At 62.0% G+C, this 16,419-nt stretch carries 15 protein-coding genes and 1 tRNA gene; 11 read left to right on the top strand and 5 right to left on the bottom strand.

What is annotated here, in order from left to right; genetic code table 11:
• The first annotated feature begins 50 nt into the window (after positions 1-50).
• Both VE092_RS00240 and VE092_RS00235 read left to right on the top strand, forming a co-directional pair.
• Positions 51-311: a DUF4160 domain-containing protein gene (locus VE092_RS00240; RefSeq protein WP_324872643.1), complete on the top strand. Its 261-nt coding sequence runs from the start codon at positions 51-53 to the stop codon at positions 309-311.
• A 4-nt stretch (positions 312-315) separates the two neighbouring features.
• The gene (locus VE092_RS00235; protein WP_324872641.1) at positions 316-570 is read left to right on the top strand and encodes a DUF2442 domain-containing protein; all 255 of its coding nucleotides are present in this window, start codon (positions 316-318) and stop codon (positions 568-570) included.
• A gap of 88 nt (positions 571-658) precedes the next feature.
• Here VE092_RS00235 and VE092_RS00230 read toward each other — a convergent pair whose 3' ends face one another.
• Both VE092_RS00230 and fabI read right to left on the bottom strand, forming a co-directional pair.
• Positions 659-2,164, bottom strand: coding sequence for a DEAD/DEAH box helicase (locus tag VE092_RS00230; protein WP_324872639.1), 1,506 nt, complete (start codon positions 2,162-2,164; stop codon positions 659-661).
• 389 nt (positions 2,165-2,553) lie between these two features.
• The gene (gene fabI, locus VE092_RS00225) at positions 2,554-3,336 is read right to left on the bottom strand and encodes an enoyl-ACP reductase FabI (protein ID WP_006464348.1); all 783 of its coding nucleotides are present in this window, start codon (positions 3,334-3,336) and stop codon (positions 2,554-2,556) included.
• Positions 3,337-3,661: 325 nt separating this feature from the next.
• On the opposite strand from fabI, the gene VE092_RS00220 reads away from it, so the two are divergent.
• Genes VE092_RS00220 through VE092_RS00205 form a run of 4 tightly spaced genes read left to right on the top strand, consistent with a single transcriptional unit; the run spans position 3,662 to position 9,246 of the window.
• The gene (locus VE092_RS00220; RefSeq protein WP_324872636.1) at positions 3,662-5,488 is read left to right on the top strand and encodes an extracellular solute-binding protein; all 1,827 of its coding nucleotides are present in this window, start codon (positions 3,662-3,664) and stop codon (positions 5,486-5,488) included.
• A 58-nt stretch (positions 5,489-5,546) separates the two neighbouring features.
• Entirely contained in the window at positions 5,547-6,617 is a 1,071-nt protein-coding gene (locus VE092_RS00215; protein ID WP_324872634.1) for a microcin C ABC transporter permease YejB, read from the top strand.
• On the top strand, positions 6,614-7,660 hold the full coding sequence (locus VE092_RS00210; RefSeq protein WP_324872632.1) for an ABC transporter permease: 1,047 nt from the start codon (positions 6,614-6,616) through the stop codon (positions 7,658-7,660). Before VE092_RS00215 ends, VE092_RS00210 begins: the two co-directional genes overlap by 4 nt.
• Positions 7,657-9,246: a dipeptide ABC transporter ATP-binding protein gene (locus VE092_RS00205; RefSeq protein WP_324872630.1), complete on the top strand. Its 1,590-nt coding sequence runs from the start codon at positions 7,657-7,659 to the stop codon at positions 9,244-9,246. Before VE092_RS00210 ends, VE092_RS00205 begins: the two co-directional genes overlap by 4 nt.
• A 158-nt stretch (positions 9,247-9,404) precedes the next feature.
• Here VE092_RS00205 and VE092_RS00200 read toward each other — a convergent pair whose 3' ends face one another.
• On the bottom strand, positions 9,405-10,928 hold the full coding sequence (locus VE092_RS00200) for a transglycosylase SLT domain-containing protein (protein ID WP_324872628.1): 1,524 nt from the start codon (positions 10,926-10,928) through the stop codon (positions 9,405-9,407).
• A 342-nt stretch (positions 10,929-11,270) separates the two neighbouring features.
• A complete protein-coding gene (gene gloB, locus VE092_RS00195; RefSeq protein ID WP_324872626.1) occupies positions 11,271-12,065 on the bottom strand; it encodes a hydroxyacylglutathione hydrolase in 795 nt (264 codons plus the stop codon).
• Between the two features lie 62 nt (positions 12,066-12,127).
• On the opposite strand from gloB, the gene VE092_RS00190 reads away from it, so the two are divergent.
• The 5 genes from VE092_RS00190 to VE092_RS00170 all read left to right on the top strand — a co-directional run bounded on the left by VE092_RS00190 (position 12,128) and on the right by VE092_RS00170 (position 15,996).
• Positions 12,128-12,922, top strand: coding sequence for a class I SAM-dependent methyltransferase (locus VE092_RS00190; RefSeq protein WP_324872624.1), 795 nt, complete (start codon positions 12,128-12,130; stop codon positions 12,920-12,922).
• A 76-nt stretch (positions 12,923-12,998) separates the two neighbouring features.
• Positions 12,999-13,433, top strand: coding sequence for a ribonuclease HI (gene rnhA / locus VE092_RS00185; RefSeq protein WP_077238367.1), 435 nt, complete (start codon positions 12,999-13,001; stop codon positions 13,431-13,433).
• Between the two features lie 59 nt (positions 13,434-13,492).
• Positions 13,493-14,227, top strand: a complete 735-nt coding sequence (gene dnaQ / locus VE092_RS00180) for a DNA polymerase III subunit epsilon (RefSeq protein ID WP_324872621.1) — start codon at positions 13,493-13,495, stop codon at positions 14,225-14,227.
• 158 nt (positions 14,228-14,385) lie between these two features.
• Positions 14,386-14,460 (top strand) — tRNA-Val (locus tag VE092_RS00175).
• 129 nt (positions 14,461-14,589) lie between these two features.
• Entirely contained in the window at positions 14,590-15,996 is a 1,407-nt protein-coding gene (locus VE092_RS00170; RefSeq protein ID WP_324872619.1) for a DUF2130 domain-containing protein, read from the top strand.
• Positions 15,997-16,155: 159 nt separating this feature from the next.
• On the opposite strand, the gene VE092_RS00165 is transcribed toward VE092_RS00170, so the two are convergent.
• A complete protein-coding gene (locus VE092_RS00165) occupies positions 16,156-16,413 on the bottom strand; it encodes a PAAR domain-containing protein (protein WP_324872664.1) in 258 nt (85 codons plus the stop codon).
• Positions 16,414-16,419 lie beyond the last annotated feature (6 nt).

Here is a 16,419-nt window from a genome sequence, read left to right as displayed (position 1 = left end):
CGAGGGAATTCATCAAGTCGGGACACACCGATGTAGCTGAAGGTGATCCCGTGCCGACGATCAGTACGTTTTATGGACTTGTGATTCAGATGTTTTACCGAGATCATTCGCCTCCGCATTTTCATGTGCGCTATGCCGAGTACAAGGCGGTGATCGACCTCAAAAAATTGCTGCTTATTGAAGGGGAGTTACCCCGTAGAGCGCTGGAGCTTGTGCTGGATTGGGCCGAATTGCATCAGATAGAACTGATGGAAGACTGGATGCTTTGTCAGGACATGAAGGCACCCAAGCCGATTGCGCCATTGGAGTGATGACATGGAATGGGACGTGATTGAAGTCAGTATTTCCGGCGAATATGCGTTACAGGTTCGCTTCAGCGATGGAGTGGCAGGCGGGGTCAGGTTCCTCCCCAGTTTCTTCCGCGGCGTCTTCGCGCCGCTGCGAGATCAGGAACAGTTCCGGCGGGTCCATGTCGTCGATGGCGTCGTGACCTGGCCGGGTGATCTCGATCTGGCGCCGGATGCCATGCATGAGGAAATCAGGCGCCATGGCCAATGGCTGCTTGCCTGAAACGGTGACGATTCTGTCGCCCAAGAAAAAGCCGCTTCCTAGGAAGCGGCTTTTCAACATCTCAAGACCGGTCAGCGATCAGTAGCGATCAACGATCACCGTAGGAGCGACGCGGGCCGTCGGCGCGGAAGCCGCCACCGTTGTTGCCCTTGTAGCCACCGCCAGCACCGCCTTCGCGACGCGGACCGCCAGCCGGCTTGGCACCGCCGAAGCTGCGACCTTCTCGGTTGCCGCTGTAGCCGCCGCCTTCGCGATTGCCTCCGAAGCCACCTTCACGATGACCACCGCCTTCACGGTTGCCGGCGCCGTAGCGCGGGCCGCTGTTGCTGCGGCCGTCGCCCGGACGCCAGCCACCCGGCTTGCGCGGGCTGCGCGGTGCAGCCGACTTCTTCGGTTCGAAACCTTCCACCACATCGACCGGGATGGTCTGCTTGGTGAAACGCTCGATGCGCTTGACCTGCATGCCTTCAGCGTGATTGACCAGCGAGATGGCCACGCCATTGCGGCCGGCACGACCGGTACGGCCGATACGGTGCACGTAGTCTTCGGCGAACTTGGGCAGATCGTAGTTGAACACGTGGGTGATGCCCGGCACGTCGATGCCGCGGGCGGCCACGTCGGTGGCCACCAGCATGCGCACCTGACCACGGCGCAGACTGTTCAGGGTGCGGTTGCGGGCGCCCTGGTGCATGTCGCCATGCAGTGCGGCAGCGGCGAAACCGGCGATGTTCAGGCGATCGGCGATGGTGTCGGCGTCACGCTTGGTGGCGGTGAAGATCACGGCCTGGTCGATGCTGGTGTCGCGCAGCAGGTGATCCAGCAGGCGATTCTTGTGCGACAGGTCATCCACGAAGTGCACGCGCTGCATGATGTTTTCATGACGGGTCGACGAGCTGGCGATCTGGATGGTCAGCGGGTTGTTGGTGATGCGCTTGGCCATGTTGCCGACGACGCCGTCCAGCGTGGCCGAGAACAGCATGGTCTGACGCGTGGTCGGGGTAGCGGCGACGATCTTTTCGATGTCGTCGATGAAACCCATGTCCAGCATGCGGTCAGCTTCGTCCAACACCAGGATCTGCAGTTGCGAGAAATCGATCTTGCCCGATTCCATGTGGTCGATCAGACGACCCGGGGTGGCCACCAGGATTTCAGGATTGCGCGACAGCAGTTGCATCTGCTTCGGGTAGGGCATGCCGCCCAGGATCGACACCACGCGCACACGGCGCATGTAGGAGCCGTACTTGTCGGTGGCGGTGGTCACTTGCAGGGCCAGTTCGCGGGTCGGGGTCAGCACCAGCATCTTCGGCTGGGCCGGCTGGTAACGCGGACGCTCGCCACGGGCACGGGTGGCCTGGCGTTCCTGATTGGGCGTACGGGCGGCCTGCGGCGCTTGCGGCAGGTCTGCCAGCTGGTGCAGCGAGGGCAGCATGAAGGCGGCGGTCTTGCCCGAACCGGTCTGCGAGGACACCAGCAGATCCTGGCCGCTGATGGCGGCGGGGATGGCCTTTTCCTGGACCGGGGTCGGGGAGGTATAGCCTGCTTCGGTCAGGGCTTTGATGATCGAAGGGTTCAGGCCAAGTGCTTCAAAAGTCATAATCTCTTTCGTGAAAGTGAACGCCAGGCACGAGACGGGCGCACACGAGCGCGCCGGGCATCGAGTGCCTGAACGAAAAAAAGCAACGCCAACCGACGAAATGACTATGAAAAATACAAAGAAATTTCGGCACAAAAGCTTTGCGCCGGGACGGCATCATCAAGGGATGCCAGGGGCGGGGGGCTTTTACTGGGAACTTGTCGTTATGACAGGTAAGGCTTGCGAAGCTGCTTGGGCGAATGCGGCTGGAAATCATGCAGGGCAAGTTTCACGCCCGATTCGCCTGTGCATTGGTTATTGCAATGCACAAGGCGAATCATACCCTAAAACATCGGAATTAGCACGAAGCTATTTTGCGAAACTGTCTTTTTGTTGTGGGAGATGCCTGCTTATTCGGCCATCCCACCCACCACACGGGAGAAGCCACCGTCCACGTAGGTGATTTCGCCGGTGATGCCCGACGCCAGGTCCGAGAGCAGGAAGGCCGAGGCGTTGCCTACGTCTTCGATGGTGACGTTGCGACGCAGCGGGGCGGTGGCGGCCACGGCACCCAGGATCTTGCCGAAGCCCTTGATGCCGCTGGCGGCCAGGGTCTTGATCGGACCGGCCGAGACGCCGTTGACGCGCACACCCTTGGGACCGAGCGATTCGGCCAGGTAGCGCACCGAGGCTTCCAGTGAGGCTTTGGCCAGGCCCATGGTGTTGTAGTTAGGCACTACACGCTCCGAACCCAGGTAGGTCAGGGTCAGCAGGGCGGCGTTGGGCGACAGCAGCGGCAGCGCGGCCTTGGCCATGGCCGGGAAGCTGTAGGCCGAGATGTCGTGGGCGATCTTGAAGCCTTCGCGCGAGAAGCCTTCCAGGAAGTCGCCGGCGATGGCGTCGGCCGGGGCGAAGCCGATGGCGTGTACCAGGCCGTCGAGCTGGCTCCAGGACTTGCCCAGGTCGGCGAACAAGGCGTTGATCTGCTCATCGCTGCCGACGTCGCAATCGAAGACCAGCTTGCTGTCGAACTCTTCGGCGAACTTGGTGATACGGTCCTTGAAGCGCTCACCGACGTAGGTGAAGGCCAGTTCGGCGCCTTCGCGCTTGCACGCCTGGGCGATGCCGTAGGCGATGGAACGGTTGGACAGCAAGCCGGTGATCAGAATTTTTTTGCCTTGCAGAAATGCCATGATGACTCCGTATGGTCCGCCGCGTCCTGCGTAGGGCCGCCTGGCAGGCGGGCGCGCGGGGCGGCCGATGGTGATGGCGATGGTCGCATCGTGCGGCCACCGCGCTGGAACAGACCCGGATTGTAGGGGCTAGCGGCAAGCGCGGCAACCTTTGCCGGCCGTTCGCAGCGTCGTCGCCTGCCATGAACTTAGTTGCTTTAATTGCTTCCCTGTAATCGTTCCTCTCTTTACAATGCCCCGGAACAAAATCGTTTCCAGGCCGGTGGGCACGGGACTTGCCTGCCCCCAGACATCAACGCCCGCCACAGCGCAGACAGACAACCGCATGGTCAAGCCCCTGAAGACATCCCGGATTTTCCTTTCCTCCCTGCTGGCCGCCACGCTGGCTTACGCCGCTCCGTCCCACGCCGAGCATGCCTTTTCGCTGTACGACACGCCCAAGTATCCGGCCGGCTTCTCCCATTTCGACTACGTCAATGCCGATGCGCCACGCCGCGGCACGCTCTACCTGGCCAACCCCGACCGCCGCACCAGCTTCGACAAGTTCAATCCCTTGTCCTTGAAGGGCGTGGCCGCCGCCGGGCTGGACCAGCTGATGTTCGAGACCCTGGCCGTGGCCTCCGCCGACGAGGTCGCAACCGTCTATGGCTTGCTGGCCGACGACATGAAGCTGGCGCCGGACCGCATGTCCATGACCTTCCACTTGAATCCCAAGGCGCGCTTCAACAATGGCGACAAGGTCACGGCCGAGGATGTGAAGTATTCCTACGACACCATCCTGGCCAAGGGGGCGCCGCAATTCAAATCGGTTTTTGCCGATGTGAAGGATTGCGTGGTGGTCGATGCAGCGACGGTGCGCTTCGACTTCGCCAGCAGCAACCATGAACTGCCGCTGATCGTGGGCAGCGTGCCGGTGTTCTCCAGGAAATGGGCGCAGGGCACCCCCTTCGACCAGATCCAGCTTACCCCGCCGATCAGCACCGGCCCCTACCTGATCGAGAGCTACGACACCGGCCGCAGCATCACCTACCGCCGCAATCCCGACTACTGGGGCAAGGAGGTGCCGGCCCGGCGCGGCATGTTCAATTTCGAGCGCATCGTCTACCGTTTCTACAAGGATGACCTGGCGCGGCTGGAAGCCTTCAAGGCCGGCGAGTTCGACGTGGTGGTGGAGTACAGCGCCAAGAACTGGGCGCGCAGCTATACCGGCCCGCAGTTCCGCGACGGCCGCATCATCAAGAAGGAATTCAAGCATTCCAATGGCGCCGGCATGCAGGGTTTCGTGATGAACCTGCGGCGCGACCAGTTCAAGGATGTGCGCGTGCGCCAGGCCATTGGGCTGGCGCTGGACTATGAATGGATGAACCGCCAGCTGTTCTACGGCCAGTACACCCGCATCTACTCCTTCTTCAACAACAGCCAGCTGGCCGCCACCGGCGAGCCGCAGGGCGACGAGCTGGCCTTGCTGAAGTCGCTGCAGGCCAAGGGCCTGAAGATCGATCCTGCAGTGTTCGGCCCGGCACCCGTCCCGCCCTCGACCAATCCGCCGTCCTCGCTGCGCGCCAACCTGCGCCAGGCCCGCGAACTGCTGGCCCAGGCCGGCTGGGTCTATCGCGATGGCGCCGTGCGCAATGCCCAGGGCGTGCCGCTGTCCTTCGAGATCCTGGATGACCAGAGCTCCATGTCGCGCGTCATCAGCGTGTTTGCGCGCAACCTGCGCACGCTGGGCATCGATGTGGTCCAGCGCAGCGCCGACTACGCCCTGGTGGCCAAGCGCATGGAAGACTTCGACTTCGACATGACCAGCATCCGCTTCCCCGATACCAGCAGCCCGGGCAATGAACTGTTCGACATGTTCGGTTCCAAGGCGGCCGATGAAAAGGGCTCCAACAATGCCTGGGGCCTGAAGGACCCGGTGGTGGACCAGTTGGTGCAGGCCGTGGTGGCGGCCGATACCCGGGTCCGGCTGACTGCCGCGGCGCGGGCGCTGGACCGGGTGCTGCTGCACAAGTACATCGTGGTGCCGCACTGGTATTCGTCCACCCATCGCATCGCCTACCAGAACCGCTTCGGCATCCCGCAGGTGGCGCCGCTGTATTACCAGGCCGATCCCTATGTGATCAGCACCTGGTGGGAAGAGAAGGGGCGTTGAAGATGAAGCACGCAACGATGCCCGGCCAGGCCGGTCTTGAACGAGGATGCCTGCAGTCATGAATATCTGGTCCTACATTTTGAAGCGGGTGCTGTTGATGATCCCCACGCTCTTCGGCGTGGTCGCCATCACCTTTGCCGTGATCCAGTTCGTACCGGGTGGCCCGGTGGAACAGGCCATGCTGGAGATGAAAGGCCGTGGCGGCGGTGGTGAGGCCTCCGGCGGTGGCGCCGCCAGCGGGGCCTCGGCCTATCGCGGCAGGCAGGGCATCGACGAACAACGCATCGAGGAAATCAAGAAACTCTACGGCTTCGACAAGCCCCCGGTAGAGCGCTTCTGGAGCATGTTGAAGGGCTTCCTCACCTTCGACCTGGGCAAGAGCTTCTACCACCATGGCGATGTCTGGACGCTGGTCAAGTCCAAGCTGCCGGTGTCCATCAGCATCGGCCTGTGGACCTTTTTCCTGAGCTACCTGATCTCGGTGCCGCTGGGTATCGCCAAGGCCGTACGTGAAGGCAGCCGCTTCGATGCCGCCACCACCGGCCTGGTGCTGGTCGGCTATTCCATCCCCGGTTTCGTGCTGGGGGTGTTCCTGCTGGTGGTGTTCGCCGGCGGCAGTTTCGTGCAGTGGTTCCCGCTGCGCGGGCTGACTTCGGACAATTGGGCCAGCCTGTCGCTGACCGGCAAGATCACCGATTACCTGTGGCACATCACCCTGCCGGTGGCGGCGTCGGTGATCGGCTCCTTCGCGATCATCACCATGCTGACCCGCAACACCTTCCTCGAAGAGATCCGCAAGCAGTACGTGCTGACCGCGCGCGCCAAGGGGCTCTCGGAGCGCAAGGTGCTCTACAAGCATGTCTTCCGCAACGCCCTCATTCCGCTGGTGACCGGTTTCCCTTCGGCCTTCATCGCCTCTTTCTTCGCCGGCAGCCTGTTGATCGAAACCCTTTTCTCGCTGGACGGCATGGGTCTGCTGGCCTATGAATCGGCGATCCGGCGTGACTATCCGGTGGTGATGGGCACGCTCTATCTGTTCACGCTCATCGGTCTGGTGGTCAAGCTGCTGGGCGACCTCTGCTACGTGTGGGCCGACCCGCGCGTCCAATTCGAAAGCCTGGCGAAATGAGCATGACCCCTTCCTTGGCCCCGTCCATCTCGCCCAGCCGCCGCATCTGGCTGCGCTTTTGCGCCGACCGTACCGGTTTCTGGAGCCTGGTGCTGTTTTCCATCCTGTTCGTGCTGAGCCTGGGTGCTGAGCTGATCTCCAACGACAGGCCGCTGGTGGCCAGCTACCAGGGCAAGCTGATGTTCCCGATGCTGCAGGATTATTCGGACAAGAGCTTCGGTGGCGATTTCGATTCACCGGCCGACTATCTCGATCCCTTCATCGAGCAGCAATTCCACAAGGACGGCAACTGGGTCATCTACCCGCCCAACCGCTATGGCTACAACACCCTGAATTACTTCGCGCAGCAGCCCAACCCTGCCGAGCCCTCCGGCGAGAACTGGCTGGGCACCGATGATCGCGGGCGCGACGTGTTTGCGCGGCTGCTCTACGGCTTCCGGGTCTCGGTGCTGTTTGGCATGGCGCTGACCGCCATCGGCGTGGTGTTGGGGGTGGCGGCGGGCGCCCTGCAGGGTTACTTCGCCGGCCGCACCGACCTGATCACCCAACGTCTGCTGGAGATCTGGGGGTCCATGCCGGAGCTGTACCTGCTGATCATCTTTTCCTCGATCTTTCAGCCCAGCCTGGGCCTGCTGCTGGTGCTGCTGTCGCTGTTCGGCTGGATGAGCCTGTCGGATTACGTGCGCGCCGATTTTCTGCGCAACCGCAATCTCGAATACGTGCAGGCCGCGCGCGCCATGGGCTTGCCGGATCGCCTGATCATCTGGCGCCACGTCCTGCCCAACAGCATGACCACGGTGGTGACCTTCCTGCCTTTCCGCATGAGCGCGGCCATCCTGGCACTGACCAGCCTGGACTTCCTCGGCCTGGGTGTGCCACCCTCCACACCCAGCCTGGGCGAGCTGCTGGCGCAAGGCAAGAACAATCTCGATGCGTGGTGGATCGCGCTGTCCACCTTCGTGGTGCTGACCGTGACCCTGCTGCTGCTGACCAATATCGGCAATGCCCTGCGCAATGCCCTGGATGTGCGGAGGAAGGCATGAGCGCGCCCCTGCTGGAAGTGAAGAACCTCACCGTGCGCTTCGGCGACGCCGTGGTGGTGGACCGCGTCAGTTTTTCCATTGCCCCTGGCGAGAAGTTCGCGCTGGTGGGTGAATCCGGTTCCGGCAAGACGGTATCGTCGCTGGCGGTGCTGCAACTGAACCAGGATGCGCGCTATGAGGGCAGCATCCTGCTCGATGGTCAGGACGTGCTGCTGAAGAGCGAGCGCCAGATGCAGCAGGTACGCGGCAACGAGGTGGCGATGATCTTCCAGGAGCCGATGACGGCCCTGAACCCTCTCTTCACCATCGGTAACCAAATCGCCGAAGTGTTGATGCAGCACGAAGCCATCGATGCCCGTGAAGCCGCCAGGCGTGCCGTGGCGCTGCTGGAAAAGACCGGTATCCCTGAGCCTGCACGGCGCGCGCTGGCCTATCCGCATGAACTGTCCGGCGGCCAGCGCCAGCGCGCCATGATCGCCATGGCCCTGGCCTGCAAGCCCAAGCTGCTGATCGCCGATGAACCGACCACGGCGCTGGACGTGACCATCCAGGTGCAGATCCTGGCCTTGCTGAACCAGTTGCAGCGCGAGGAAAACATGGCCGTGCTGATCATCTCGCACGATCTGAACCTGGTGCGCCACTTTGCTGATCGCGTCGGTGTGATGGAAAAGGGCAAGCTGGTGGAAAGCGCCAGCGTGGCCGAACTGTTCGCCAACCCCGAGCAACCCTATACGCGCAAGCTGCTGCAAAGCCGCCCGCAGCGCAATGCCGCCGAGGTCGCCGCCGATGCGCCGGTGGTGCTGCAGGCCGAGAAACTGCGCTGCACCTACCAGATCAAGCAGGGCTGGTTCGCCAAGCGCGCCTTCCACGCGGTCGATGGCATCGACCTGCAATTGCGGCGCGGCGAGACCATCGGCATCGTCGGCGAATCCGGTTCCGGCAAGTCCACCCTGGGCATGGCCCTGCTGCGGCTGTCCGGTGCCACCGTGGCCGGCAGTATCCGCTTCGACGGCGTGCCCATCTCCGAGCGCAGTCGGCGCGATCTGCGGCCCTTGCGCGCGCGCATGCAGGTGGTTTTCCAGGATCCGTTCGCCTCGCTGTCGCCGCGTCGCACGGTGGAGCAGATCGTCAGCGAAGGCCTGGTCCTGCATCATCCCGACCGTACTCCGGCGCAGCAGCGCGAGGCCATCGTCGCCGCTCTGGAAGAGGTGGGACTGAGTGCCGCCGTGCTGGAGCGCTATCCCCACGAATTTTCCGGCGGCCAGCGCCAGCGCATCGCCATCGCCCGCGCCCTGGTGCTGCAACCCGAACTGCTGCTGCTGGACGAGCCGACCTCGGCGCTGGACGTGACGGTGCAGCAGCAGGTACTGCAGCTGCTGGCCGAATTGCAGCGCCGGCATGGATTGGCCTATCTCTTCATCACTCATGACCTGGCCGTCGTACAGGCCATGGCGCACCAGGTGATCGTGATGAAGGACGGCAAGGTGGTCGAGAGCGGTCCCACGGCCCAGGTGCTGCAGCAGCCGCAGCAAGACTACACGCGCCGGCTGGTGGCCGCCGCCAGCTACGCCGAAGCGGCGCACTGACGCAATCCGTACGCCTGAAAAAGAAAACCCGAAGTCCGGATCAGCTCCGGGGCTTCGGGTCCATGCAGACTGCAATCGTTGTTCTTGTTCCGTGCTTCAGGCGCGTCTTCTTGTTGTGGGCGGTCAAGCCGCCCGGGTCTCCTCCGGCATCCTCCGGATTATTGCTTGCGGGCACCGTTGCCCGAGGCCAGGGTCAGCGGCTTGCCGGCGACCTTGCGCGGCGCAGGTGCCGCCTTGCGCACCGGTGCCTTGGCCGAAGCCACCTGGCGCCGTACCGGCGCAGCGCGATGGGTCACCGCCACGCGGGTGGGCGCATGGGCGGCATTGGGCACATGCAGTTGCAGGCTCTGGCCGGCGGCCAGGGTGTCGCGCTTCAGGCCATTCCATTCCTTGATCTGTGCCACGCTGACGTGATAACGACTGGCGATGCCGGCCAGGGTGTCACGCTTGCCGGCCTTGACGTGGATGCGGCGGGTCTCGGGCACGTCCGGGGCGATGGCCAGGCGGGCGTTGTCGGCGATTTCCGGAGTCAGGTCGGTATCGAGCGCGGCGGTTTCCTCGGTCTTGGGCACCAGGATGGTGGAGCCGGCCTTGAGGACCATGCGCGGCGGGATCTGGTTGACGCTGCGGATCACTTCCGGAGTGGTGCCGAACTTGCTGGCGATGGTCTCGATGCGCTCGCGGGCGCTGGAGACCGTGTGCGCGGTCCAGGTCGAGAAGGCCTGCGTCCACTTGGACATGTTGGCCTTGAACTTTTCGGCATTGCTTTCCGGCAGCAGGATCTTGGTGTCTTCGCCGCCGATGATGACGGGGCGGTTGAACTGCGGATTGAGCGCCTTGAACTCATCCAGCGACAGCTCGGCCAGTTGCGCCGCGACCTTCACGTCGATGTTTCGGGTCTTGCCGATGGTGACGAAGTAGGGCTGGTTGTCCACCTTGGGCAGGGCGATGTCGAAGGCGGCCGGATTGGCGATGATGTTCTTGACCGCCTGCAGCTTGGGCACATAGTTGCGGGTCTCGTTGGGCATCTGCGCCGACAGCGTGTTGAAGTCGATCGGCAGGCCGGCGGCCAGGTTGCGGTTGACCGCGCGCTGCACCGAGCCTTCGCCCCAGTTATAGGCGGCCAGTGCCAGTTGCCAGTCGCCGAACATGCCGTAGAGTTTCTGCAGATAGGTCAGCGCCGCATCGGTCGAGGCCAGCACGTCGCGGCGCTCGTCGGTGAACATGTTCTGCTTGAGGTTGTAGTCGCGCCCGGTGGAGGGAATGAACTGCCACATGCCGGCCGCCTTGGCGGTGGAGAGTGCTTCCGGATTGAAGGCCGATTCGATGAAGGGCAGCAGCGCCAGTTCGGTCGGCATGCCGCGCTTTTCCAGTTCCTGCACCACATGGAACAGATAGCGCGAGGCGCGCACCGTGGTGCGCTGGATGTAATCGGGGCGGGAGCTGTACCACTGGGTCTGGCTCTCCACCAGCGCATTATCCAGATCGGGAATCCCGAAACCCTTGCGGATGCGCGTCCAGATGTCGATATCATTCATCCCCGGCAGGGCATTGCCGGCCAGTTCGGGATTGATCGCATTGAAGGGGGCGGGGTAGATCGAGATATCGTTGGCGTAGGAGAGCAGCGGGGTGCCAGCGCAGAACAGGGCGGCAATGGCAAGTTGTTTCAAAGTACGCTGCATGTGGGCGATATCCTGTGCCAGAGGCAAAAGTTTGCGTGCGGCGCTTCCGTTGCAGAGCTGTGATCAAAGCTCGACACCTCCTGCCGGCGGGATCCGGATCAGTCCGATCACGGTCGCGTGCAGGTTGACGGTAATGCAAGGTCGGAAGCTGCGGGTTTCCCCGGCGTGGTGCAGGGAGGACACCGGTTCGTAAAAAATCGTAAAAACGCTGGTGCCCAAATTGGGGAATTGAGGGAGTGTACGGAAGACCCTTTTTGGCAGTCAAGTAAAAATTGACCGCTGTTACAAAGCCAAGTCCTTGATTTGAAGGGAATTCAGTCCTAAATGGCTCCCAACGTCGGTCTATCTGTAGGTATTTTTCCATTCGCGTAGTGCCGCGAAGCTGCTAACTTCGTCCAACTGCGTCAAACGCCCGGTCTTCTGCAGGGATTGCAGGATTTCCTTTTCGGACGCGCGGAGGAAGGGATTGGTCTGGCGCTCCAGCGCAATTGAAGTGGGCAGGGTGGGCAGGCCCTGTTCCCGACGCGCGCGTTCCCGGCTGATGCGTTCGATCAGTTCGGCATTGCCGGGCTCGACCTCGACCGCGAACTTCAGGTTGGAGAGGGTGTATTCATGGGCGCAATAGACCTGGGTCGAGGCCGGCAGGCCGGCCAGCTTGCCCAGCGACTCCACCATCTGCTGTGGGCTGCCTTCGAAAAGGCGCCCGCAACCGCCAGCAAAGAGCGTATCGCCACAGAAGAGCATCTGCTGCTGCGCGGTGTAGTAGGCGATGTGACCGAGGGTATGACCCGGCACCTCGATGACGTCCAGTTGCAAGCCCAATGCGACGATGTTGACCTGTTCGTTCCCGTGCAGCGGGACGGTGATCCCCTTGATGCGGGATTGTTCACGCGCCGGCCCATAGACCGGAATGACGGGGAAGTCGTCGCTCACCGCCTGCCTTGTCAGCTCGACCACGCCGCCAACATGGTCAGCATGATGATGAGTCAGTAGAATAGCGGCCAACGTCAGGCCTTCGGCCTGCAATGCGGCCAGTACGGGCGTGGCATCGCCGGGATCGACCACGGCGGCGTAGCGCCCGTCGTGGATGATCCACAGGTAGTTGTCGTCGAACGCCGGTACGGCCAGGACGTCCAATGAAGTTTTCTGATCTGCTTGAGCTGGCTTGGCTGGCTGGGTCATGAGGCGCGAAAGAAGAAATGGCTGACAAGGCTGAACTTGCCCACAATGCTGGCAATCCGGAAATTATAGACCTGGCCGGCTGGTTGCAGACGCCCATCGGTAACTACCTGCGCCAGTGGGAGCAGCATCACCTCAATGCCTTGACGGCAGATATCTTCGGTTTCAACGCGGTGCAGATCGGTTCGCCCCAGATCCACGCCCTGCAGGCCAACCGCATGCCGTATCGCTGGCTGGCTGACAAGCACATGCCGGTGGAAGGTCAATCCGAGCTGGAAGTGCCGCAGGTCGTCACGCCCGACTTCGGCGAACTGCCCTTCGCCAGCCAGAGCCTGGACCTGGTGGTGCTGCCGCACGTACTGGAGTTCGCCGCCGAGCCACATCAGGTGTTGCGCGAGGTGGAGCGCGTACTGATTCCGGAAGGGCAGGTCATCATCTGCGGCTTCAACCCCAGTAGCCTGTGGGGCATGCGCCAGGCAGCGGGGCGCCTGACCGGCGCGCACTTCCTGCCGCAGGATGGCGAATTCATCCGCCTGCCGCGCCTCAAGGACTGGCTCAAGCTGCTTAACATGGAAGTCAATCGTGGTCACTTCGGCTGCTATGCACCGCCCTGCGAGACCGGGCAGTGGCTGGATCGCTTCGGCTTCATGGAAAAGGCGGGCGACCGCTGGTGGCCCTACTTCGGCGCGGTCTATATCGTGCAGGCGATCAAGCGCGTACCCGGCATGCGCCTGATCGGCCCGGCCCTGCAGCGGCAGAAACTGAAGGCGCCACGTGGCGTGCCGGTGACCAACCGTATCCACAAGACCGACTGATACCGACAAAACCGGCCGGCGCTGCGCGATCAGGTATCATCGCGACCCGCCCACCCGAGCAAATAGATGGAAGAGCATGGACAAAGTAGAGATTTATTCCGATGGCGCCTGCAAGGGCAATCCCGGCCGTGGCGGCTGGGGCGCCTTGCTGGTGGCCGGCGGACAGGAAAAGGAAATCTTCGGTGGTGAGCCCAACACCACCAATAACCGCATGGAGCTGATGGCGGTGATCCAGGCGCTCAATGCCCTGAAGCGGCCCTGCGAAGTGGTAGTGCATACCGACAGCCAGTACGTGCAGAAGGGCATCAGCGAATGGATCCACGGCTGGAAGGCACGCGGCTGGAAGACCGCCAGCAAGGAACCGGTCAAGAACGCCGACCTGTGGCAGGCGCTGGACGCCGCCCAGCAGCAGCACCAGGTGGAATGGCGCTGGGTACGCGGCCACAACGGTCACGCCGGCAATGAGCGCGCCGACCAGCTGGCCAACCGCGGTGTGGACAGCATCCGGTAGGCGACCCTCCTTCGATTTTCAGTACACTCGTATCAGCATCAACACCAGCAGGAGCAAGCATGCGTCAGATCATTCTCGATACCGAAACCACAGGCCTTTCGCCGCGCAACGGCAACCGCATCCTGGAAATCGGTTGCGTGGAAGTGCTCAACCGTCAGTTGTCGGGCAAGAACCTGCACTTCTACATCAACCCCGAGCGTGACTCCGAAGAAGGTGCGCTGGCCGTCCACGGCCTGACCACCGAATTCCTGGCCGACAAGCCGACCTTCAAGCAGATCGCCGCCGAGTTCCTCGACTACGTGCGCGGCGCCCAGATCATCATCCACAACGCCCCGTTCGACGTCGGCTTCCTGGATGCGGAGTTGGCACTGCTGGGCTTGCCATCCTTCAAGGAGCACGTGAGCGACGTGGTGGACTCGCTGCAGATGGCCAAGGAGCTGCACCCCGGTCGTCGTAATTCGCTCGATGCGCTGTGTGACCGTTATGGCATTTCCAACGCCCACCGCGTCCTGCACGGCGCTTTGCTGGATGCGGAACTGCTGGCCGAGGTCTATCTCTCCATGACACGAGGCCAGAACTCGCTGACCATGGACCTGGGCACCGAGGAAGAAGTCAGCGCCGGCGACGGCAAGCTGGAACTGGCCCCGCTGTCCGAGGTGATCGTGCTGGCCGCCAGCGAAGACGAACTGGCCCTGCACGAAGATGTGCTCAACCAGCTGGACAAGGAAGCCCGCGGCAGTTGTGTCTGGCGCTTCGAACCGCCGCCACCCGAGGCCGCCGCCGAAGCCGCCTGAGCCAGGCGAATCTGGCCAAAGAATGTGGCCGGAGCGCCCGCAGGATTTTGCATGGCGATAAAAATGAAGAATTATTTACGAAGCGCTTGCGCACCGTGAAAAAGATTGGCATAATCTTGTCTCTCGATTGGCGCTGCAGCAAAAAGCCGGTCAGGTAAGGAAGGTTAGCTCAGTGGTAGAGCACTGCATTCACACTGCAGGGGTCGCAAGTTCAAACCTTGCACTTTCCACCAAATTCAGAAAAGCCCGCCTTGTGCGGGCTTTTCGCTTTCCTGCTTCCGTTTTCCATTTTCCCCTCATCGCCCCCATTCGCTATCCGTTAAGCTAGCGGGCATTCGGAAAGCACAAGGAAACGAACCGTCATGCACGACATCATCTGCCCCCACTGCGGCAAAGCGTTCAAGATCGACGAAGCCGGTTATGCCGACATCCTCAAGCAAGTCCGTGACAGTGCCTTCGAGCAGCAATTGCATGAACGCCTGGAACTGGCCGAGCAGGACAAGCGCAACGCCATCGAACTGGCTCGCGCTCGCGCCGAGGGCGAGCTGCAGAAGGCCGCCGCCGCCCGTGATGCCGAAATCCAGGAATTGAAGGCCCGCCTGGAGGCTGGTGAACTCGCCCAGAAGATGGCCGTGGCCGAGGCCATGGCCAATGTAGAAAGAGAACGTGACCGGCTGGCCCATGACCTGGAGCAGGCGAAAAAGGAAAAGCTGTCCGACCTGCAACTTGCCGAGGCCCGCCTGGCCCAGCAACTGCAGCAGACCGTCAGCGAAAAGGATGCCGAGATCCAGGCGCTCAAAGCCAGGATGGAATCCACTGCCATTACCCAGAAACTGGCCGTCAACGAAGCGGTCGGTGTGGTGGAAAAAGAGCGTGATGAACTCAAGAGCAGCCTGGTGCGCGCCGAACTGGAAAAGCAGCTGGCCGAGAAATCACTGAAGGACAAATACGAAACCCAGATCAAGGATCGCGAAGACATGATCGAGCGCCTGCGCGACATGAAGGCGCGGCTCTCCACCAAGATGGTCGGCGAAACCCTGGAGCAGCACTGCGAGACCGAGTTCAATCGCATCCGTGCCACCGCCTTCCCGCGCGCCTACTTCGAGAAGGACAACGATGCCCGCAGCGGCAGCAAGGGCGACTACATCTTCCGCGATACGGACGAGGCGGGTACCGAGATCGTCTCCATCATGTTCGAGATGAAGAACGAGAGCGATCGTACCGCCACCAAGAACCGCAACGAGGACTTCCTCAAGGAACTGGACAAGGACCGCCAGGAAAAAGGCTGCGAATACGCCGTCCTGGTCTCTCTGCTGGAACCCGAGAGCGAGCTGTACAACACCGGCATCGTCGATGTCTTCCACCGCTACCCGAAGATGTACGTGGTCCGGCCGCAGTTCTTCATTCCCATCATCACCCTGCTCAGAAATGCTGCACTCAATTCCTTGAAGTACAAGACCGAGCTGGCGCTGGTGAAGGCGCAAAATATCGACATTACCAACTTCGAATCCGAACTCGATACCTTCAAGGCCGCCTTCGCCAAGAACTACGACCTGGCGTCGCGCCGCTTCCAGACCGCGATAGAGGAAATCGACAAGTCCATCGACCACCTGCAGAAGACCAAGGAAGCCCTGCTCGGCACCGACCGCAACCTGCGTCTGGCTAACGACAAGGCGCAGGATGTCACGATCAAGCGGCTCACGCGGGGTAACCCGACCATGGCGGGGAAGTTTGCCGATCTCAAGAAAGAGACACCTGACGGGCAGTGATTTCGCCAGCTTTAAGGACATCGTAGTCAGGCCCTGGTGCCTTGTCATCTCGCGATCATCGATGTGGCGAGGACTCCCCATAACGGGCGGGAAGTCCGTGCGTGTCGTGGCAGGACGAAGCACCACCCGGCACGCTTTGTTTCGTCCTTGCCAGCTTTCTTAGAGCGAGGAAATCAATGTCGCACCACATGCAGTTGCGTCACCGTGATAGGCGACCTGCTTGCCGTGGTGCTTGCGCGTGCTGTTGCCGGGCTGGATGGCGAATTGTCCCTTGCACTTGGGACAGGTCGTCATATCGCCTTCAAGCGCGACCGCCTTGCCCATGGCCTTGAGCGTATCGTTGGCGGAAATCACTTCACCGCCGTGAGAGGTCTTGTCACCCAGGCGGATGACGGCTCTACCTTGTTCATCTTTCATGAGGGG

It is taken from the genome of Herbaspirillum sp. (assembly GCF_035644555.1).
In the GTDB taxonomy this organism is placed as follows: domain Bacteria; phylum Pseudomonadota; class Gammaproteobacteria; order Burkholderiales; family Burkholderiaceae_D; genus Herbaspirillum.
This window is presented reverse-complemented; position numbering and strand designations above follow the sequence as displayed.